This is a genomic window from Enterococcus sp. AZ063 (assembly GCF_051715045.1).
GTDB lineage: Bacteria > Bacillota > Bacilli > Lactobacillales > Enterococcaceae > Enterococcus_D > Enterococcus_D casseliflavus.
This window is the reverse complement of the sequence record NZ_JBIOTA010000001.1, coordinates 907691-928001: the sequence shown is the minus strand read 5'-3', so window position 1 is coordinate 928001 and position 20311 is coordinate 907691. Positions and strand designations below refer to the sequence as shown.

18 protein-coding genes are annotated in these 20311 nt (G+C 45.3%); 2 read left to right on the top strand and 16 right to left on the bottom strand.

Translation table 11 applies throughout. The features are described 5' to 3' along the window. Nucleotides 1-10: 10 nt before the first annotated feature. The 5 genes from IGK61_RS04200 to allC are packed head-to-tail and all read right to left on the bottom strand — an operon-like array spanning nucleotide 11 to nucleotide 6169. Nucleotides 11-1273, bottom strand: coding sequence for a DUF1116 domain-containing protein (locus IGK61_RS04200; protein WP_081343837.1), 1263 nt, complete (start codon nucleotides 1271-1273; stop codon nucleotides 11-13). Between the two features lie 12 nt (nucleotides 1274-1285). Continuing rightward, entirely contained in the window at nucleotides 1286-3040 is a 1755-nt protein-coding gene (gene fdrA, locus IGK61_RS04195; RefSeq protein WP_074534907.1) for an acyl-CoA synthetase FdrA, read from the bottom strand. An 8-nt stretch (nucleotides 3041-3048) separates the two neighbouring features. Beyond that, nucleotides 3049-4125, bottom strand: a complete 1077-nt coding sequence (allD, locus tag IGK61_RS04190; RefSeq protein WP_015509185.1) for an ureidoglycolate dehydrogenase — start codon at nucleotides 4123-4125, stop codon at nucleotides 3049-3051. A gap of 13 nt (nucleotides 4126-4138) precedes the next feature. Then, entirely contained in the window at nucleotides 4139-4924 is a 786-nt protein-coding gene (gene allE, locus IGK61_RS04185; protein WP_016613701.1) for a (S)-ureidoglycine aminohydrolase, read from the bottom strand. Nucleotides 4925-4939: 15 nt separating this feature from the next. Then, the gene (allC, locus tag IGK61_RS04180; RefSeq protein WP_074534906.1) at nucleotides 4940-6169 is read right to left on the bottom strand and encodes an allantoate deiminase; all 1230 of its coding nucleotides are present in this window, start codon (nucleotides 6167-6169) and stop codon (nucleotides 4940-4942) included. Nucleotides 6170-6338: 169 nt separating this feature from the next. On the opposite strand from allC, the gene IGK61_RS04175 reads away from it, so the two are divergent. Continuing rightward, entirely contained in the window at nucleotides 6339-7211 is an 873-nt protein-coding gene (locus IGK61_RS04175) for an alpha/beta hydrolase (protein ID WP_074534905.1), read from the top strand. Nucleotides 7212-7296: 85 nt separating this feature from the next. On the opposite strand, the gene tkt is transcribed toward IGK61_RS04175, so the two are convergent. The 11 genes from tkt to rhaB form a co-directional block, all read right to left on the bottom strand. Beyond that, on the bottom strand, nucleotides 7297-9300 hold the full coding sequence (tkt, locus tag IGK61_RS04170; RefSeq protein ID WP_438844695.1) for a transketolase: 2004 nt from the start codon (nucleotides 9298-9300) through the stop codon (nucleotides 7297-7299). A gap of 165 nt (nucleotides 9301-9465) precedes the next feature. Then, a complete protein-coding gene (gene alsE, locus IGK61_RS04165) occupies nucleotides 9466-10158 on the bottom strand; it encodes a D-allulose 6-phosphate 3-epimerase (RefSeq protein WP_074536498.1) in 693 nt (230 codons plus the stop codon). Nucleotides 10159-10228: 70 nt separating this feature from the next. Continuing rightward, nucleotides 10229-11329 (bottom strand): PTS fructose transporter subunit IIC, encoded by a 1101-nt coding sequence (locus IGK61_RS04160; RefSeq protein ID WP_005234436.1) that lies wholly within the window; start codon nucleotides 11327-11329, stop codon nucleotides 10229-10231. A gap of 24 nt (nucleotides 11330-11353) precedes the next feature. Continuing rightward, nucleotides 11354-11674: a PTS fructose transporter subunit IIB gene (locus tag IGK61_RS04155; RefSeq protein ID WP_074536499.1), complete on the bottom strand. Its 321-nt coding sequence runs from the start codon at nucleotides 11672-11674 to the stop codon at nucleotides 11354-11356. A 25-nt stretch (nucleotides 11675-11699) separates the two neighbouring features. After that, on the bottom strand, nucleotides 11700-12152 hold the full coding sequence (locus tag IGK61_RS04150; RefSeq protein ID WP_074536500.1) for a PTS sugar transporter subunit IIA: 453 nt from the start codon (nucleotides 12150-12152) through the stop codon (nucleotides 11700-11702). A 58-nt stretch (nucleotides 12153-12210) separates the two neighbouring features. Further along, nucleotides 12211-12648: a PTS sugar transporter subunit IIA gene (locus tag IGK61_RS04145; RefSeq protein WP_074536501.1), complete on the bottom strand. Its 438-nt coding sequence runs from the start codon at nucleotides 12646-12648 to the stop codon at nucleotides 12211-12213. Then, nucleotides 12641-14119 (bottom strand): BglG family transcription antiterminator, encoded by a 1479-nt coding sequence (locus tag IGK61_RS04140; protein ID WP_074536502.1) that lies wholly within the window; start codon nucleotides 14117-14119, stop codon nucleotides 12641-12643. The genes IGK61_RS04145 and IGK61_RS04140 overlap by 8 nt, the downstream gene beginning before the upstream one ends. Before the next feature lie 352 nt (nucleotides 14120-14471). Next, nucleotides 14472-15623 carry a lactaldehyde reductase gene (gene fucO, locus IGK61_RS04135; protein WP_074536503.1) on the bottom strand — a complete coding sequence of 384 codons (1152 nt, stop codon included), beginning with the start codon at nucleotides 15621-15623 and terminating at the stop codon, nucleotides 14472-14474. Nucleotides 15624-15707: 84 nt separating this feature from the next. Further along, the gene (gene rhaD / locus IGK61_RS04130; protein WP_074536504.1) at nucleotides 15708-16532 is read right to left on the bottom strand and encodes a rhamnulose-1-phosphate aldolase; all 825 of its coding nucleotides are present in this window, start codon (nucleotides 16530-16532) and stop codon (nucleotides 15708-15710) included. Nucleotides 16533-16539: 7 nt separating this feature from the next. After that, the gene (rhaA, locus tag IGK61_RS04125; protein ID WP_438844694.1) at nucleotides 16540-17793 is read right to left on the bottom strand and encodes an L-rhamnose isomerase; all 1254 of its coding nucleotides are present in this window, start codon (nucleotides 17791-17793) and stop codon (nucleotides 16540-16542) included. Then, nucleotides 17790-19205 carry a rhamnulokinase gene (rhaB, locus tag IGK61_RS04120; protein ID WP_205821379.1) on the bottom strand — a complete coding sequence of 472 codons (1416 nt, stop codon included), beginning with the start codon at nucleotides 19203-19205 and terminating at the stop codon, nucleotides 17790-17792. The genes rhaA and rhaB overlap by 4 nt, the downstream gene beginning before the upstream one ends. A gap of 199 nt (nucleotides 19206-19404) precedes the next feature. On the opposite strand from rhaB, the gene IGK61_RS04115 reads away from it, so the two are divergent. After that, nucleotides 19405-20286 (top strand): AraC family transcriptional regulator, encoded by an 882-nt coding sequence (locus IGK61_RS04115; RefSeq protein WP_074536507.1) that lies wholly within the window; start codon nucleotides 19405-19407, stop codon nucleotides 20284-20286. The last annotated feature ends 25 nt before the right edge of the window (nucleotides 20287-20311 follow it).

Sequence of the window (20311 nt, the reverse complement as noted above, 5' to 3'; positions counted from 1 at the left end):
AGTTCCTGATTTATTCTTCAAATCCTAATTTTTTTGCATAAGCCAAGACAGCTTTTTCAAAGCAATCCATTGGTGGTGTCACTGTCCCGGCACCAATTTGTCCTCGTCCAGCTTGTTTGTTGGCGATCCCTGTATTGATCACCGGTAAGATCCCTGTTTCCACGACTTTACGAGCATCGATCCCTAAACAGATCCCTTTGAAGTCCCATGTAGGAACGGGAAAATTCGGATTGGTATCAATGGAGATCTCTAACATCTCATTGCTGGTTTTCAACGCATCGTGAAATCCACCAGAACCAACGAAGCGTGTCACAGCTGGAGCAGCAATCATTGCCATTCCCCCAACACCAAAGGTTTCCGTAATGGCACTGTCGCCCATATCTGGAGAGGCATCTTCTTCATTGAATCCTGAGAAATAGAGCCCTTTTGGTGTATTGACAGGACCAGTAAACCACTCGTCTCCCATGCCAGAAATACGGATACCGAATTCATGCCCGTTGCGACACATTGCGGTCACAACCGTTCCTTCTTCAATCGTTCGGGCGCCATCAAGCACCGCTTTTGAAGAAGCCATCATGATATTCAAGAAAAACTGATCCGTGTCTGCAAGAAACTGAATGACTTCTGGTTTTTCTTTTTCAAATCCTTCCAGGGTAACGATCGCTGGTGCTACTTCTTTTAAGAACGCCAACGAAGCAGCGATATTCCGTTGATGGAACTCATCCCCCATGGCGATTGCTTTCGCGACTAAGACATTGATGTTCAAGCCATCGGGTTTTGTTTGTAGTGCAGCACTTAAAACTGGCGCTAACGTATTTTTCATCCAATGCAAGCGATCAATGACTTCTTGAGAATAGGCGCCAAAACGTAAAACTGCCCCGATCCCTTCGTTCATCGTACAATACGCTCGGTTGCCATCGGTTTTGTTTTCCACCACGAGCACTGGCATATTGGCAGAGGTGATGCCCCCCATTGGACCAACCGCTTGCACGTGGTGACAAGGAATCAGTTGAACTTCCCCAGATGCTAATAAATGACGTACCTCTTCTTCCGTTTCGCCCCAGCCTTCAAAAAGCCCCGCGCCAACACAAGCACCTTGAATCGGATCAATCATCTGGTCGTAGCGGATCGGTGGTCCTGCATGCAACAGGACTTTTCCTTCACCTAATTCTGGAATGACACTGACTGCTGGAACGACATCCAGCAAAAAAGGCGAACCGGCAACGATCTTGGCAATAACGGCTTGGTTTGCTTCTTCAATAGTTTCGTACACGATAACTTCCTCCTACTCTGATAGTGACACTTGTGCTAAGAAACGTAAGGCTTTTTGTAACGTTACGTTTCCACCAGCAATTGGCTGCCAGTCATATTGAACGACTTGACCGTGATGCGCCTGGATCGCTTCCGCAAAGCTACGCAATCCTACATTGATGAACGCGTCATTCGCCAACAATTCACGGCTCTTTTCAGATGGCTCTGGCAACGCATCGGCAGTTGTCACTGCTTTTGGCAACAGCTTACGACTAATTGGGGAAAACGGGTGACCGAGCATTGCTAAAGCTTGTTTGACTGCTTGGGCATTGCTTTGACACAAAATCACGCCAGCTGCGGTTAAAATCTCTGCTTGCTCGTTACTGTCTTGGGGGTCTAAATCAGTTCCGACGATCGTAGCGATCACCGCTAACTCCCGGCCAGCTGCTTGCGCTGCTTCCTTCAACGATTTGATGGTCGGTGCCAATTCACTCGCCATATCTTGATGAGAGCCATACCCTAAAACGATATCTAACAAAATCACTGCCGTTTCAGGATCTTCTCCCGCTTGTTTCAACAGTTCGATCCGCTTTGTTGGGTCGATCATCGGATGGGGCTTGCCTTGCGTATAGATGTCATCACCTAAATCGATGATCTCATGGCCAGCTGCTTTTAAAATGTACCCTTCCTGATGGGCATCTTCTTGTTCTAGATTTAATCCTGCTTTGACTAGCATCGCTGCTTCGTACGCCAATGTTCCGCCAGAATAGTAAGCTTTGATTTTTTGCTGTTCAGGTCCAAAAGCGGCAGCTGCCGTTTCCTCTTTTACTGGCTCTAATCCAATCTGTTCTTGACGTAGCAGCTGCACGGCTAATTGAGCCGCTTCTTCCAGCGTGTAAGCTCGGTAAAGATTTTCTTCGTGATCCGTTGGCTCTTCCCCCAGAAAAATCGTGACTGCAGGTTTTGTTCCTCTTCTTAATAATGCCAATACTTCATCGCGGACACGTGGTGCAGGTGGTTTGGAGATCACCACGATCACCTCCGTATCAGGATCATGTTCCAAGGCAAGAATGCTGTCTTTCATGGTGATCCCACCGACTTCTTCTTTGAGATCTCGTCCACCGGTTCCGATGGCTTGTGTCACACCCGCACCCAATTTATGAATGATGGTGGTGACTTCTTGGATGCCCGTACCCGAAGCGCCGACAACACCGATTTTCCCTTTACGAACGGCATTCGTGAAGGCTACTGGTATCCCATTGAGAATCCCTGTGCCACAATCTGGTCCCATTAAAAGAAGTCCTTGTTCATGAGCCATTTTCTTTAGTCGAACTTCCTCTTCCAATGAAACATTATCACTGAAACAAAAAACATGTTTGCCTGCTGCTAATGCGGTTTCAATTTCTGGTGCTGCCATAGTACCAGGAATCGATAAGACAGCGACCTTCGCATCTTTTCCAAGATCTAAGGCTTTTTCCCAAGTTTTGACGCTTTGGGTTTCTTCTCCTGCGCTATTGCTTTGGTCCGTTAAGAAGGCATCGATTTCTGACAGGACTGTTTCGATGATTTCTTCCTCTTCAATGTCTAAAACGAGCACCATATCGTTGGATGTCGCATTGTTCATCTCCTCGGTATAAAGACCACCCGTCTTGAAGATATCCTTATTGGCAGGTGTACCCATCATGACCGAAGCGTTGTTGATCCCTTCGATCGTCAGTAAACGATTGGTCAAAAGCATTAAAACAATGGAATCTTGGTAATTGTTTTTTTGAATAATAGTGTGTAACATGGGTCTCCTCACTTTCCTGTTCCTGTCTGTGCAAAGGCATCTGACCCAGAATACTGGTCAAAATGAACCGTGTCGCTAATGAGATAGCGATAAATGTTCTTTTCGATAGGAATGCCTTCTGCCATATATTTTTCATAGGTTAGTTGATTGATCTCGCCTGGATAATAGACTTGCTGGAACTGTTCAGCAGCCGGTATGGCGTGTAGCTCTTCGATCATCGTTTCGACTGACTCTTTAAATGTGTCTAAGTCAGTGAAGCGTTGCGGATCGATCAGCAAAATAAATTGCCCTAAGTCGCGACCTTTCGTCAGATCGTTGTACATAGAGGAAACATGCTTGCCAAAAGGCAGCCCAAGGAGCATTCCAGACAAGATATCCACCATCATCATCAACCCAAAACCTTTTGGTCCTGAGATTGGCAATAACCCATGAACATGATGCGGATTCGTCGTTGGCTTGCCATGGGCATCAACGGCCCATGTTGCTGGAATCTCTTTATCTTTGGAACGAGCATCTAAAATTTTGCCCCACGCTTGGACTGTCGTTGCCATATCAAAAACCACCGGCGCACCATGCTTTCGCGGTGCCGCAAAGGCAATCGGATTGGTACCAAAATAATTTTCTTTGCCGCCAAAAGGAACCACCATTGAATCCGATTGGCACATAGATAATGCAATCAAGTCAGCTTCTGCGGCTTTTTTGACATAATAGGATAGTGCCCCACTATGGCTCGTTTTCCGCACACCAACCGCCGCGATCCCAGAACGTTTGGCCATCTCAATGGCATGCTTTGTCGCTTCTAACACGACGACCTGCCCTGCGCCATTTTGACCGTGAACGATCCCGCTGCTAGGTCCAGTCTCTTCAAACGTGATCTGCGGGGTGCGATTCATCCCACCTTTAGCGATCCGCTCTGCGTAATAGTCTACCCGCACAGCCCCGTGAGAGTGGATCCCGCTGGCATCGGCAAAGACCAAATGCTCTGCAACGATGGCTGCGTGCTCTTCAGACAAACCAGCAGCCGCTAATTTGTTTTGGATCAATTGCTGTAACTCTTGTGACTGTACAATAACCGTTTCTTCCATCTTCTAAACTCCTTTAAATTTCCGGATCGCGGTTGCAATCTTTGGAATAAATATAGGTCAATGGTTCGTCACGGCCAACACCATAGGCCGCTTGCTGTACATAGGCACTCATGAAAATGTAGTCGCCTTTTTCCACTGGGAACCACTCATTATCTAAGTTATACATCCCTTTACCTGACAGTAAGTACGCCCCATGTTCTTGGTAGTGGGTCTCAATGTAGCCATGACTTGCCCCTGGTTCAAAGGAAAGGATATGGATATTCATGTCAAAGCCCAACTCTTTCGGTAAGAAATCCCAAAGCAGGACGTCTTCCATCCCTTCGTATTGGATCGGTGTCAACTCTGAAAGATTCCCCACTACTTTGTAGGCTTGGTGATTTTCTAGCGGTTGGTAACGCTTCTTATACAAGAATACTTCTGTTGCTTCTTCTTGGAGATTTTTCATATACAGTTTTTCTCCAGCAGGCAGATAGATATAGCCTCCGTCCGTCAATGTATGGGTTTCTTTGCCATCACTTACTTCCAGTTTGCCCGAGATGACATACAAGAAACTCTCGATCTCTGGACCGCCGAAGCCCAATTGGTTGGCGCCATCTTTTTTGAATGAAATGATGTAATCGACAAAAGACGCCCCTAATTTTGGTGTGCCGAGTATCGAACATTCACAGTTTTCGAAGCCTGGAATGACATTATTCACTAGCCCATCATGCGGCAAGATCGCAAAATTATTTTTTCTAATGACTGCTCGTGATTGCAGCAATCCATCTAAATAGCCCGTATTATTATTTTTATATCCCATGTGTGTCCCTGCTTTCTATTCTTTGTATGCTAGCTCGTAAAGGGAAGCTGCTAAAACTTCAACCCCAGCTACTAAATCTTCGATAGTCGTTGCTTCGGCTGGGTTGTGGCTAATCCCATCAATACTTGGTACAAACAGCATCGCCGTTGGAAAATGTGGTGCAATGATTTGGGAATCATGCCCCGCCCCACTATGCATGACTTTGTAGCGTTTGCCGGTTTGCTTCACTGCTTGTTCCACCATGGCAACGATCGTCTCGTCCATCGGCACAGGGCGTTCATCCATCCATAGATCCATCTCCACTGTCAGGTCATGCTCTTTGGCGATCGCTTGAATGATCTGTTCTGCTTCAGCAGTAAAGGCATCCAATAGCTGCCCATCGGTATGGCGACAATCCATCGTAAACAACACTTCACCAGGAACCACGTTGACCGTATTCGGTTTTGGCTCAACTTTACCGAATGTCACTACTAATGGATCCCCAAGCTCTAAGCCACGGTCGATCACTGCGGCACACATTTTGGCAAAACCATACACAGCATCTTGGCGATAGCCCATCGGTGTGGTTCCTGCATGATTGGCTTGTCCTTTTAAAACAAAGGTGTAGCGCTTTTGACCAGCGATACTATTGACGACACCGATCTGCAAGTTTTCTTTTTCTAAAACACTGCCTTGTTCGATATGGATTTCCACGAAGGCTTTGATGTCTGATCGAACCGGTTCTTGTGGGTCGCGAAAATCAAAGCCTTGGCGTTGCATCTCTGCCACGAAGCTGTTGCCTTCAAAATCTGCGATCGCTTCAACATCGGCTTTTTTGGCTTCTCCGACAAAGTTTTTGCTTCCCCAAAAAACGGTTGGAAAACGACTGCCTTCTTCTTCTGCCATTGAGATGACTTCCAAGGAGCGTAAAGGTTGTCCATAGGTCTCTTTTAAATACTTGATCGCTAAAGCAGCAGCAACGACCCCGTATTGACCGTCTAATGTGCCACCGTTGACGACGGTATCGATATGTGACCCTGAAAGAATCGTTTCTTCTGGATACTGGCTGCCTTCCATTCTGCCGAAGAGATTGCCGACTGCATCATAGGACGTCGTTAAGCCAGTTTCTTTTAATTGTTTTTCTACAAATGATTGCGCTTCTTTCCATGAATCGGTATAAAGCAGTCTAGTCATTCCTCCAGTTGGATCACTCCCAATCTGAGATAGTGCATCGATCATTGCCGCTACTTCTTTTTTCAACTCCATTGTTCTGCCTCCTTTGATTTATACGGTTATTGTAAGCGTGTTACTGAAGGACATCATTGTTCACTTTCGACAAAACCGTTTCTATTTTTAGTCATAACGCTGTTTTTTAAACCGCTTCCTTCTCCTATACTCTTCCTTATACTATCGAAGAAGAGAAAGGAAGAAAACAATGGTTTATCCTAAAAATGCCTTTGCGCAAACAGAAAAAATCCAATTTGACACCTACGGCACTTTGCCGTTAGAAGTGACGATCCTAAAAGCAGCGCAGCCTCGGATCAGCCTTTTGTATTTTCATGGTGGTGGCTTCCTCTATGGTCAGCGAGAAGACCTTCCGCAGGATTATGTCCACCAATTGCTGGCTGCCGGTGTTAGCCTTTACCTGTTCGATTATCCACTGGCTCCCGAAGTAGCGCTACACGATATCTACCTTCATGCAAAAAAGGCAGTGGCGTGGTTTTTGGCCGAAGGCTGGCACTTTAGCGGCGTTGGTACAAATGAGTACGTTTTGTTCGGTCGCTCCGCCGGCGGTTTTTTAGCGACCTTACTGACCGCACGCACAAAGCACTCGGAGCAAAAGGGCTTGATCCGATTTTACGGTTACCAAGAGTTGTTTTTTAAAGAATTTTTGCAGCCGGCACGCTTTTACACACAATTTCCGAAAGTCCCACCACTCGCCGCTGAAGCCATGATCGAAAGCCAACCCATCACCCACGGCACGTTAGAAAAACGATTTCCTTTGTACCTTTCCGCCCGTCAATATGGCAACTGGCAGCGTTATTTAGGGAATCGGGAACAGCTAGCAGCCTTGGCGATTCCAGCTGCCGCTTACCAAGACTTTCCTCCTTGCTTTGTCGCTCATTGCAAAAAAGATCCAGATGTTCCCTTCAGCGCATCCGAAGCTTTCGCTGCACAAGTCCCCCATGCCAAAACACTTTGGCTCGATTTAGATCAGCATGACTTTGATCGGACGCCAAACACTGTCGCTGATGAGTGCTATCGAGAAATGATTTCATGGCTCCTTTTAATAATAGAGAAACAATGAGCGTAAACTTATCCGCGTTTCCTTAATAAATAAAAACAGGCGATCTTCAAAGGAGTGTTCCCTCTAAAGATCGCCTGTTTTTTGATTATAGTGAGTTGAAGGTATTCACGATATTCTCAACACTGAAGCCGAATTCCGCTAAGACTTTGTCACCAGGTGCGGATGCACCGAAATGATCGATCGCGATCACTTTTCCATGGCAACCGGTGTAACGTTCCCAACCAAATGGGGAAGCCGCTTCGATCGCTACCCGTTTCTTCACTGCTTTTGGCAAGACGCTTTCTTTGTATTCTGAGCTTTGTGCTTCAAACAAATCAAAGCTTGGTAAGGAGACCACCGATACATCGATGCCTTCTTCTGCCAATTTAGCTTGTGCTTGGACCGCAAGATTCACTTCAGAACCTGTGGCGATCAAAATCCCCGCTGGTGTTTCACCAGCTTGTTTTGAAATCACGTAGCCACCTTTTGCGACATTTTCATCCGCACCGGTTTGCGTGCCTTCGATCACTGGTAGATTTTGTCGGCTTAAGACTAAGACCGTTGGTTTATCCGTTGTTGTCATAGCCAATTTCCAGGCAGCACGGGTTTCATTGCCGTCTGCTGGACGAATCACTTGGACATTTGGCATGCAACGGACGCTAGCTAATTGCTCGATTGGCTCATGCGTCGGTCCATCTTCCCCAACCGCCACGGAGTCATGCGTCAAGACATAGATCACAGGTGCATGCTGGATCGCAGACAAGCGCACCGCTGGACGCAAGTAATCAACGAAGACGAAGAAGGTCCCGCCATAGATTCGCGTCCCGCCATGCAATTGAATGCCGTTCATCGCTGCTGCCATCGCAAATTCTCGGACACCAAACCAAATGTTGCGGCCTTCGTATTGGCCAGGTTCAAAGTCTTTTTCTGCTGCCACCATCGTGTTGTTGGATCCAGAAAGGTCAGCCGATCCACCCCAGAGACTAGGGACGGCTTTGGATAAGGCTTGGATCATCTCTTTGCTAGATACCCGGCTAGCTTGTGAGCTGCCAACTTCGTAGCTTGGTAATGCTGCATCCCAATCTGCTGGCAATTCACCCGCAAAGGCTTGTTTGAATTGCGCCGCAAGTTCTGGGTAGGCTGCTTCATAGGCACGGAAGGTTTCGTTCCAAGCTGCTTCAGCTTTTTGCCCTTCATCGATCATGGTTTCTTTGAAGCGCGCGGCAACTTCTTCAGGTACGGTAAATTCTGGGTATTCCCAACCGTAAATCGCTTTGGCTGCAGAAATGCCTTCGGCACCGATCGGCGCACCATGAACGGCAGAGGTGCCTTGATTTGGCGCACCGTATCCGATCACAGTCTTGATTTCGATCAAGGTTGGTTTGTCGCTTTCAGCTTTTGCTTCGTCGATCGCTTTCGAGATCGCTTGTAAATCATTGCCGTCTTCAACGAGAATGTGTTGCCAGCCATACGCTTCAAAACGCGCACCGACATTTTCTGTAAAGGCTTTTGAAGTTGGGCCATCTAGGGAGATGTCATTTGAATCGTACAAGACGATCAGTTTGTCTAATTTCATGTGACCAGCCATGGATGCAGCTTCTTGCGAAACACCTTCCATCAAGTCCCCATCGCCACATAAAGCGTAGGTATAGTGATCAATGACTTGATACTTGTCGCGATTGTAGGTTGCAGCCAAGTGGGCTTCAGCCATTGCCATACCGACTGCCATGGCAATCCCTTGTCCTAAAGGTCCAGTGGTTGCTTCCACGCCGTCTGTGTGATCGACTTCTGGATGTCCTGGCGTGCGGCTATCCCATTGACGGAAGTTTTTTAGATCCTCAATGGTCACATCGTAACCAGACACGTGCAACAAGCTGTACAATAACGCCGAACCGTGTCCAGCAGACAAAACAAAGCGGTCACGATCCACCCAGTTGCGAGAAGTCGTTGGATTGACTTTCAAGTGTTTCGTCCACAAGGCATAGGCCATGGGTGCTGCCCCCATCGGTAATCCTGGATGTCCTGAATTGGCTTTTTGTACGGCTTCGATACTTAATGTACGAAGGGTGTTCACTCCTAATTGATCGATTTTATCAAATAGTTTTTTCAATTAAATTGCCTCCTTCACGTTCTTCAGCCAGCATGTTTCTATTCACTGCCTTTTCACAATAGAAAAGAACCGGACGTCCAAAGTTTACTGGCTAATAGGCAACGAATGCTCCTCTTTTTAACAGTCCTAACTTTGGTCGTCCGATTCTTTTGCTTTCGGCTTTGCTTAGCTGCTCAAAACTTTTCCAGTCATTTCTTGATAATCTGCGACCATGATCGACCATGCTTTGGCAATGTCGTCATCTAAACCAAACAATCCACTGCGTCCGACAATATAGATGTCTGGATTGGCTTCATCGATCCGTTTGAAGGATTTCCGATTGGAGGAACCGTCCATTTCAATGACATAGTGATAGTCGTATTCTTCCCGTAATTCCCGCAGTTCAACAATTTTATCTAACGCCCCTTCAATAAAGCGTTGGCCAGCAAACCCTGGATCAACTGTCATGATCGTGACTTTATCCAAAAGATTGATATAAGGCAAAATGACCGATACTGGCGTTTCAGGATTTAAAACGATCCCGGCTTTTAATCCAGCATCATGGATTTGATCGATCAGACGAAATGCTAATCCATCCAAAACCTCAGCGTGCATACAGATCCATTCACAGTTGATATCGATCAGCTGCTGCACCCAAAAAGCAGGTTCAGTGACCATCAAATGAGCGGACAGAGGCAACGTACTGATTTTGCGGACCTCTTGAATAAACCATGGGGATAGGGAAATATTGGGTACGTAATGACCATCCATAATATCAATATGATAGGAGTCAACTTGGTCATTCAAAAAAGTGATTTGTTCTTTAAATTTATCTAGATCCATCGTCATCAATGACGGTGAAAATTCAACTTTGTTCATAGACTTATCCTTTCTCCTCAATCAGTCTTGTACTGAGAGGAACGACTCTTCTTTCAATTGAATCGCTTTTTTAGAAAATTTGAATATCATCTAAATCGATTTCTTCTTCTTCCACTTCTGCTTGTGCGGCTACTTGTTCTTCAGTGACATTTTTCTTAATCAAAGCCAAGGTGATCCCAGTCACTACTATATTTACCAGCAAAGCTACTGCCCCAGCCCACGGACGAGTCATGGTCGGCAGCATCAGCACACCACCAAACGGTACCGTTGCATCTGCCCCTAAGACCATTGAAACAGCCCCGCCAGCAGCGCCGCCAATAGCTGTTGCGATCAGCCCTCGGACGATATCGTTCATAACGATTGGGATCACCCCTTCAACGATATTGATCACACCCATTGGTACGGCAGACTTTAACGTTTCCACTTCTACAGGCGTATAGATGTTTTTGCCGAACAGTTTTGCAATAAAGAATGCTAAACCAAAGCCGATCGGTGTTGCAGTATTGACTAATTGAAGTGCAGTGATCGGTCCATTGATCCCTTCTGCTTGCATCGTCAGAACAAAAGCAAAGACCGTTTTATTGATTGGTCCACCATAATCAACGCCGCTCAACAAGCCGATGACGGCACCAAAAACCAATAATGAAGAGGAGCCTAAGCTATTTAGTGCGTTCGTCAGTAAGTTCGTAAAGGCAGTGATCGGTGTACCGATAATATAGACCATGATCAGACCACCGATCAATGAGGTCAAAAAGGGAATGATCAATGTCGGCATCAAGCCTTTCGCCCAATTTGGTACTTTAATAAATCGTAAAATAGCAATTACTAGATATCCAGCTAAGTAGCCGCCCAAAATTCCCCCAATAAAACCTGCACCAATGGCATTGGCTGTCAAACCAATAATAAACCCTGGCGCGATCCCCGGTTTTTCGGCAATCGCATAAGAAATTCCTGTCGCAATGACCACTGGAAGCAACCCGAGTCCTGCGCCTCCCATCGTAGCTAAAGCATCCCAAATCGTAAATTCACCTGGCACTAGTTGTCCCTGGCTGGTGCCGCCGAAAGCCATGCCAATGGCAATCAAGAATCCAGCACCGCAGACAATCGGAATCAAATAGGAGATGGCTGTCAACAAGTGTCCTTTTAAATTCAATGCTTTGATTTTTTCCATAGTTTCCTTCCTCCTTCGGTTTTCTTAGACCGCCTGCTGTTGGACGACCTCTTTGGCTTTTTCCAACAATTTGCTTGGGGACTTGATGGCAACTTCGGTCGGCACTTGAATGATCCGTTTCCCTTCAAATCGTTCACGTCCTACTACTTTGACGTCAACTGCTAAAATCACGACATCTGCAGCCGCAATCGCTTCAGGTGACAATTCATTTTCACGACCGATCGTTCCTTGTGTTTCCACATGGATCTCGTAACCTGCCTTTTTAGCCGCATTTTCTAACTTTTCTTGAGCAATATAAGTGTGAGCGATCCCTACTGTACATGCACATACTCCGACGATTTTCATAAATAATTCCTCCTTAAATTTTCTGTTATCCTTGAAATGCTTCAATCACTTGCTGCGGCTCTTTTGCTTTCAACAAGGCAGCCGTCACCTCGTCATTTCCTAATTTCCGAGCGAACAAAGAGAGCAGTTTCAAATGCTTTTGCGCCCCTTCCGTGTCATCACCGACGGCGAATAAGATAATTCCTTTCACTCCCTTGCCATCCAACGTTTCCCAAGGGATCTCTTCTTTTAAAACCCCGATTGCTACGCCGATCTCCTTCACATGAGCACTTTTTCCATGAGGAATGGCAATGTAATTACCAATCCCTGTTTGACCAACTGCTTCCCGCTCATAGACATCTTTTAAAAATGCTGCCTGATCCGTCAAGTACTCATTGGTATATAAAAGCTGACTCAATTGCTGCAGGGCTTCTTCTTTAGAAGCTGCCTCCATGTTGGTTTTGATTATTTTTGGATCAATCACTGTTGAAATATCCATTCGTTTTCCTCCTCTAGTTGAGTACCTCTTGCCTTACTGAATTGATCATTCATTCCTATCAGCCGCGTTGGTTGAGAAGGAAGGCTTCGATTTCTTCTTTTGATTTTTCTGCAATGAATTGCAGATTTTCTTCATAGGCGAAACATTTCATTAAGCGGATGACTGCTTGTTTCACCGCGGTTGTTTCGTCAGTCTTCATCAGGATCGCAAAAATCGTTTTTGCTTGCAGCGTTCCCTGCCAAAGGACTTTTTCACCTCTGACTAGGACGATTCCGCTTTTTTTCACCACATCACTTTCAATGTGTGGTAGCGCAAAATCTTCAGCAATCATCGTATTGCCGCTCGCTTCTCGGGCTTGCAGTGCTTCAAATAGCAGGGTTTTGCTCTCCGTCAGCCCGATTGTTTGGCTAACAGCTGCAATCTTCCTTAAAACATCGACTTTCGTCTCTCCTGCTTTTGTTGAAACTAAAGTAAGGGACAAAGGGAATTTAGTCATTTCTCACCCTCCCAATCATCACTTCAAGGCGTTTTTGGTCTTCCATCGTCAGCATGGCGCTCACGATCACGACCGGAATCGGACTATCGATCGTTAATTGAACGGTTGAGATGATCATCTCCGTATCCGGGTGTTGCTTTAAAGCCGCTTCCACATCACGAGAAGGTAGGACAGCGGTGATTGCCAACTCACGAAATTTCTTATGCACTTTTACTTTTAATAATTCGGAGGTTCCGATTCCCGTAGTACAGACGATCATAACCTTGAGTTGTTGAGGATGTTCTTCGATCGCTTGAGCAAAGTAAAGGGTGACAAAGCCGATTTCATCTTCTGTGAGCGCTGGCAAATCGTACACTTGGCAGATTTCTCTTGCAGTCTCTTCGGTAGCAAAAAACAAATCTGTGTATTCTAATTTGATTTGCTCCAAAAGATTGTTTTTGACTTCAATCCCATGTCGCAATCGATTGATCATTGGTTTGATATGGCGAGCCAATTTACCGAATAACTCCTCGTCTTCAAATGAGCGCTGCAGCTGGGTGCTCATTTTTTCTATAAATGCATTGGAAATCAGTTTTACTTGTTCTGACAGATCCTCTAATTCATCCGTGGCCTTTTGCATCCGTGAGGAGACGAGGTACTGATACATATAATAGCTTTCGTTTTCTGGTAATTTCGTATGCAAGTACTGTTCGCTATTGCCAATGATCTCTTTGGCGATGGTGGCTAACTCTGGGTTTTCTTGCATTTGCTGTTTCTCTTTCTCATCTAAAATATCCTCGTTAAACGAATTCCCTACTTTGCGAAACCTCCGCAATAAGATATACAGGTGAGAAAAAAGATTGATGTTGTATGGGTGAGGAATTACTAAGCCTAGGTGATTTTCAATCAAATTCAGCTGTCGCAAAACAAACTCCGCATCATAACGGTTGAACGCCTCATTCGTCACATGCAGATCATCCAAGCGGATATTGCGGGTTTGTTGGATATACTCCTGCAATGCACGACGGATATTTTTTTCTGCACCGTTCACCCCAATCATTTTATTTTTGCGGGAAACCGTCAGCTCAAAACGCTGCAAAGCTTCAGAAATTAATTTTTCATCACTGTTGATGACCGTTTCACTCACATAAAAAGGCTGATACAGGGAAAAAATATTCTTTCTTTTGGGTGAAATAAGCAATAGCTCCTCCATCACCTTGTTACGGCGTTCCACTGGTGTCAGTGCATTCGGCATCTCCGCTTTCTGACTCTGGGGCTTTTCTTGATGATGGAAACTTAAGCGGTAGCCTTTCCCTTTTTCTGAGAGAATCACATAGTCAATCGTGGCATCCTCATTGATCGCTTTTACGATGCGATAAATCGACTTTGTAGAAAGTCGAAGCGCTGCGGATAGTTCATCGGCTGTGACAAATTCTCTCGTATTGGAAAGAATATGGATGATTTTTCTCTTTCGTTGTTCCATAACAGTCATGTAACCGTTCTCCTTTCTACACACTTATCATAGCACCAGGAAATGTAAGCGTTATATCATTCTTTGTCCCCTTCAAGGGACAAAGACGATCGATAATAAGAATTACAATACAACGTTAAGGACAAAAAAAACAGCCATTTTTCAAAATGGCTGTAACAAAATCTGTGTTATCATCAATGTTCCTTATTCAACTGTTGGAATAAGAAAAGAAAAGCTGCTAGTTCCAATAAAACGAGAAGGAAAACGCCGTTTATCGAAACCCTTCAACCCCCGTTAAAAAACAATCTAGGTTTAAACGGCTTGTGCAGCAAGCGAAATAACCACTCTCATTGAAAGGAATGATTTGAGCTTTTTACATCAACGAACGATAAAGCTCAATAATCTCTTCTAAAGTCGTATCCCGCGGGTTGCCTGGTGTGCAGACATCGTTCAAGGCATCTTTGGCGATGGCTGGGATATCTTCTTCTTTGACGCCTAATTCAGAAATGGTCGCTGGAATGCCCACATCTTTGCTTAACTGATCGATTGCTTGGCAAGCAGCATCTCGGACGTCTTCAAGTGACATCGTTTCTGCCCCTTCAATGCCTAAAACGATCGCGATCTCACGGTATTTTTCACCCGTAAAGTCTTTATTGTATTTCATGATGGTTGGCAACAAGGACGCGCACGCTACTCCGTGAGGAATGTTGTACCAAGCGGATAATGGATGGGCCATGCCGTGGACTAAGCCCAAGCCGACGTTTGAAAAGCCCATACCGGCAATGTATTGTCCTAACGCCATCGCTTCTCGTCCTGCTTGATCGCCATTCACGGAATCTCTCAATGAGCGGCCGATGATCTCGATTGCTTTGATGTGCAGCATATCAGTCATTTCCCAAGCGCCTTTGGTGATGAAGCCTTCGATGGCGTGGGTCATGGCATCCATTCCCGTTGCGGCTGCCAAGCTCTTAGGCATCCCCATCATCATATCGCTGTCCACAAAGGCTACCAGAGGAATATCGTGAGGATCCACACAAACAAATTTCCGATGATTTTCTTCATCTGTAATCACATAGTTGATCGTTACTTCGGCTGCAGTCCCAGAAGTTGTCGGTACCGCTAAAATCGGCAAGCATGGATGTTTCGTGTCTGCCACGCCTTCCAAACTAATCACATCGGAAAATTCAGGATTCGTAGCAATGATCGCGATCGCTTTTGCCGCATCGATCGGTGAACCACCGCCAATCGCAATGATACAATCGGCTTGGGCTTCTTTGACAAAGGCTAAGCCGTCTTTGACATTTTGGATCGTTGGGTTCGGCACGATCCCATCATATAACGCATAATCGACACCTGCTTCATCCAATAATTTCGTCACTTTGGTCGCAACTTCAAATTTCACCAAATCTTTGTCGGTGATCACTGCCGCTTTTTTAAACCCTCGTGTCTTGAATTCGGTCGGTACGTTCTCAATCGCTCCTTTTCCAAAATACGATGTTTCATTCAAAATCATTCTATTTGCCATTCTTCCTACCTCCATTTGTTTGTTTATTCACAATATCTTTTAAACAGAAAAGACTGAAAGCCTTTTCTATTCTTCTACCATTGATTATACCTCAAGATAGCCTGCTCGGGGAGTGACTTTGAAAGCGTCAGCCAATTTTTTCAGATTTTCATCTGTAATGGTTTGTAAGATTGGGCCTTGCGCTTTGACATAGGTGTACACTTCCGCAGCTTTCTCTGCCGTTTCAATCAAGCCAAAGACTTCGTCCATATCTTTGCCAGCACCGTAGATGCCATGTTGTGGCCAAAGAACCAAACGGGTTTCTTTCATTTTAGCAGCCGTTGCTTCGCCGATTTCATTCGTTCCTGGAACCATCCAAGGAATGATGGAAACACCCTCTGGGAAGACCACCAAACACTCCGTACACATCTGCCACAAGGTCCGCGTGAAACTGCGTTCATCCAACTCATGGGTAAAACTCATGGCTAAAAGATGCGATGCGTGGTTATGCATGATGATTCGGTTTTCTGGATCGACCGACAAGCGAGCAATATGACTCATGAAATGACTTGGCAGTTCACTCGTTGGCACCGCACCATTTTCCAAGCCCCAAAGCAATTCCAATGTTTGCCCATCTTCTTTGACTCGGATCACACCAAGATTTTCCGCTGGATGTGCCGCTACATTTTTAAAGTATTTTCCTGAACCTGTCACGATAAAGTACTTGCCAGCTAATGCCGTGGCATCAAAAATCATGGGAATTTCCCGCAAGACGCTTTGCGGATCGATGAAAGGCAAGATCTCTTCTTCTGTTAATAAGTAAGTAATATTGCCGCCGTTGCGCTCATCCCACCCTAAACGGTAAAGATTTGCTGTCGTTTCCATCATTTCTTGTACAAAATTCGCTTGTAAAATATCAATCTTTTTCATCGTTCTCCTACTTTCTGGCTTTTAAGACGGTTTCTTCATAGGCTTTCACTTCTGATAGCCAATCCAGACCTGCTGGTACCCCTTGGCTTTCACAGAAGTAATTCCAAACATCTGCATACGGATAGTCTTTTAATTCTTCCGTCATGGCTAAACGAGTGGTGAAATCACCTGATAATTCGATTGCTTTTAGTTCTTCGATCGGTTCTAGCATCGCTTTTAGCAACGCTTTTTGAGTATTGCGCGTCCCGATCACCCACGCAGCGACCCGATTGATCGTCGCATCAAAGAAATCTAACCCAATGTTGGTTTTTGGCAATAAGTCATTGCGAACTAATTCGCGGCCAATCTCTTGCAATTCATCGTCCATGATCACGACATGATCACTATCCCAGCGTACAGGACGGCTGACATGCAGCAAAATGCCTTTGCTAAATAGTGCCAATGAAGACAATTTATTGGAGATCACTTCGGTTGGATGGAAATGTCCAGCATCCAAACAAATCAATTTATCGCGCGTCAAGCCATAGCCCATATAAAATTCATGAGAGCCGACGGTGTAGGCTTCGGCACCAAGACCAAACAACTTGCTTTCCACGGCATCTACCGTGTATTCCGCTGGCAATTCTTCAGCAAAAATCTCATCTAATGCTGTCATCAAGCGTTCCCGTGGTGTAAAACGATCGATCGGGTTGTCTTTGTAGCCATCTGGCACCCAGAAATTATTGACACAGACTTGCCCAGTTTCTTTCCCCATATAAGCAGCGATTTGACGAGAACGTTTGCTGTGTTCGATCCAGAACTGACGAACTTCTTCATCTGGTGAAGCAAGGGTAAAGCCATCTTTGAACATGGGATGTGAGAAAAAGGTTGGATTGAAGTCTAAACCTAAGCCTTGTTCCTTCGCCCAAGCAACCCATTTTTCAAAATGCTTCGGCTCCAATTCATTTAGATCCACTGCTTCCTCGGTGTCTAAATAGATGGCGTGAAGGTTCAATTTGTGTTTTCCAGGAATCAAAGAGTAGGCTTTTTCTAAATCTTGGCGCAACTCCTCTGGGGTATGGGCAGCACCAGGATAATTCCCCGTTACAGAGATCCCACCAGATAATGCTTCATCACTCAAAAATCCTTGGACATCGTCCCCTTGCCAAACATGCATCGAGATTTTCACATCGGTTAATTTTTTCAAAACCGCATCCGTGTCGACGCCTAATTTGGCATATGCTGTCTTAGCTTCTTCATAACGCTGTTGAATCGTTGTCATTTTTTTCCTACTCCTTCTATAAAACGTTGATAGTTGCTTAAAATCTTGTGATCAAAAGGCTGTGGTTCATGAACACTGCAAGGAAATGAGTGTTTGACCGCACGGCGTGCTTCAGCCAGCGACGTGAAGATGCCAGCACTCATCATCTGCATTAAAAGATTACCGATCGCCGTTGCTTCACTTGGGCCAGCTTCGATCGTCAGCTGCGCAACATCAGCCGTCAGTTGATTTAAAAAGCGATTGTTGGAACCGCCCCCCACGATATGCAATTTTTGCAGCTTGCTCGTCGTACCTGTCAGCTGTTCCAGCTTTTGTAATTCACTGGCATAACAAAGCGCTAAGTTATCATACACACAGCGAGCCAGTTCCCCTGCGGTTTCTGGAACTTTCTGCTGGGTTTCTCGACAATACGCTTGCAGTTCAGTAATCATGTTTTCTGGATTCAAAAAACGAGGATCATTGACATCGACAAACTGTTGAAAAGCAGGCGTGGCTTGCGCCAATTCCGCCAATTCTGCATAGGAATACTGATAGTTTTGCTGCCGAGCCACTTCTTGGATCAGCCACATGCCCATGATGTTTTTTAAAAAGCGAATCGTGTTGTGGGCACCCCATTCGTTCGTATAATTTTCATCAAAGGCGGCAAGGGAAACATTGGGTACTTTGGTTTCGATCCCCAGCAATGACCAAGTCCCGCTGCTGATGTAGCCCCAATCTGCCCCCTCTCCAGGTGTACCGATGATCGCTGATGCCGTATCATGACTAGCGACAGTGACAAAGGTCGCTTGTGGCAAATCATAGGCTGGAAACTTCTGTGTTTGCAGTGTGCCTAAAACCGTTCCAGCATCAACCAATGGTGGGAATAGTCCTTCTGTTACGCCAATCTCAGCTAACAATTCTGTATCCCATGTTTGGGTGTTGGCATTTAGAAGCTGCATCGTCGAAGCATTGGTTTTTTCCGTGACCATCTTGCCAGTAAAAACGTAGCCCAAGTAGTCTGGAATCAGCAGCAGCTTGTCGGCTTTTTGCAGCAGTTGCGCTTCTTCTGTGGCTAACTGAAAAATCGTGTTGAAGGGCTGCAACTGAATGCCTGTTTTCTCATACAGTTTTTGCAAAGAATAGCGCTGACCAAAAGTTGCGATCGCATCATTGGTGCGACTATCTCGATAAGCGACTGGGTCGCCTAAACGTTCGCCTGCTTGATCGATCAAACAGTAATCCACTGCCCAGGTGTCGATTCCGACGAAGCAGTCATTGATACCTGCTTGTTTCACTTTTTGCAGTCCTACTAAAATCTCTTGGATCAAATAATCGATCGCCCAACGGTCAAAGCCTTCATGAGGACGAAAGCCGTTTTTAAAGCGATGGATCTCTTCTAAAGTGATCTGCTCATTTTCCCAACGGCTCAGCATCAGACGACCGCTTGATGCACCGATATCGATTGCGATAAATGTGTTCACTGGTCTCCACCTTTCATTATCTTGTTTAAAAATAAATCGATTACAATTCACTGATTCATTCTTGTTGCCTCAATTTTAGCTTGACAATCAACGAGTTTCATCACACAATTTTGATAAAGACTTGCACAATCTTGGTAAAAAGGAGGATCCGATGGATTACTGGGAAAAAGCCAACCACTCATGGTCAACCGATTCACTGCGTTACATCAATACTTCAACCCAAAAGCAGCGTGAACTTTTCTATTACATTCAAGAAATCGGCTATTTCAAAGCCAGCAAACCTTACTTTACAGAACGAGAGAACCTGCCTTCTTATTTGATCAAATATACATTGTCCGGCTGCGGTGAATTGCGCTACAAAGGAAAAAGCTATCAATTGAAAGCAGGTGATGTGTTTTTTATCGACTGTCTAGACTATCAGTACTACCGCACCGTTAGTCAAGAGCCCTGGGAAATGGACTGGATCCATCTATATGGCGCCAACGTCGCAGCGTTTTATGAGGAATTCCTCAAAAATGGCAGTCCAGTTTTTCACACCAATCCTGCCAGCAGCCGCCAAAATCCGATCCATTTGGTCTTACAAGAATTATTGATGCTACAGCCAGAACCAAATGCGAAAACTGCCTTCCAAAGCTCTGTTTTGATCCATCAGCTGCTCAATGAACTGCTCCTGCAAAAATATCATCTCGATTTTTCGGATAGTGAGATCCCGCCTTATATTTTGCAGATTCGTGACCAGCTAGAAGAAGATTTCCGTCAAGGGATCACCTTGGAATCTTTGGAGGAAAGGTATCATATCAATAAGTATCAAATCGTCAAGGAGTTTTCCAAATATATGGGCTTGCCCCCCATCGAGTACCAGATCAGCAAACGCATCTCTTATTCGAAAGACCTTTTGCGCTATTCTCGGCTTTCCATCAAAGAGATCTCATTGGCGATCGGCATCGAAAACACCGCCTATTTCAGCCGTTTATTCAAGAAAAAAGTCGGCATTTCACCTAGTGATTATCGACAGACGGAGAATGGGCGGTAAAAAAAACATGAAATCATTCACTGAT

Coding starts and splice junctions, on each gene's coding strand:
- IGK61_RS04115 (WP_074536507.1), top strand. CDS start 19,405: ATGGATTACTGGGAAAAAGCCAACCACTCATGGTCAACCGATTCACTG.
- fucO (WP_074536503.1), bottom strand. CDS start 15,623: ATGGCAAATAGAATGATTTTGAATGAAACATCGTATTTTGGAAAAGGA.
- allE (WP_016613701.1), bottom strand. CDS start 4,924: ATGGGATATAAAAATAATAATACGGGCTATTTAGATGGATTGCTGCAA.
- IGK61_RS04175 (WP_074534905.1), top strand. CDS start 6,339: ATGGTTTATCCTAAAAATGCCTTTGCGCAAACAGAAAAAATCCAATTT.
- IGK61_RS04155 (WP_074536499.1), bottom strand. CDS start 11,674: ATGAAAATCGTCGGAGTATGTGCATGTACAGTAGGGATCGCTCACACT.
- IGK61_RS04150 (WP_074536500.1), bottom strand. CDS start 12,152: ATGGATATTTCAACAGTGATTGATCCAAAAATAATCAAAACCAACATG.
- IGK61_RS04140 (WP_074536502.1), bottom strand. CDS start 14,119: ATGACTGTTATGGAACAACGAAAGAGAAAAATCATCCATATTCTTTCC.
- rhaA (WP_438844694.1), bottom strand. CDS start 17,793: ATGACAACGATTCAACAGCGTTATGAAGAAGCTAAGACAGCATATGCC.
- allC (WP_074534906.1), bottom strand. CDS start 6,169: ATGGAGTTGAAAAAAGAAGTAGCGGCAATGATCGATGCACTATCTCAG.
- IGK61_RS04145 (WP_074536501.1), bottom strand. CDS start 12,648: ATGACTAAATTCCCTTTGTCCCTTACTTTAGTTTCAACAAAAGCAGGA.
- IGK61_RS04160 (WP_005234436.1), bottom strand. CDS start 11,329: ATGGAAAAAATCAAAGCATTGAATTTAAAAGGACACTTGTTGACAGCC.
- rhaB (WP_205821379.1), bottom strand. CDS start 19,205: ATGCTGAGCCGTTGGGAAAATGAGCAGATCACTTTAGAAGAGATCCAT.
- fdrA (WP_074534907.1), bottom strand. CDS start 3,040: ATGTTACACACTATTATTCAAAAAAACAATTACCAAGATTCCATTGTT.
- allD (WP_015509185.1), bottom strand. CDS start 4,125: ATGGAAGAAACGGTTATTGTACAGTCACAAGAGTTACAGCAATTGATC.
- alsE (WP_074536498.1), bottom strand. CDS start 10,158: ATGAACAAAGTTGAATTTTCACCGTCATTGATGACGATGGATCTAGAT.
- rhaD (WP_074536504.1), bottom strand. CDS start 16,532: ATGAAAAAGATTGATATTTTACAAGCGAATTTTGTACAAGAAATGATG.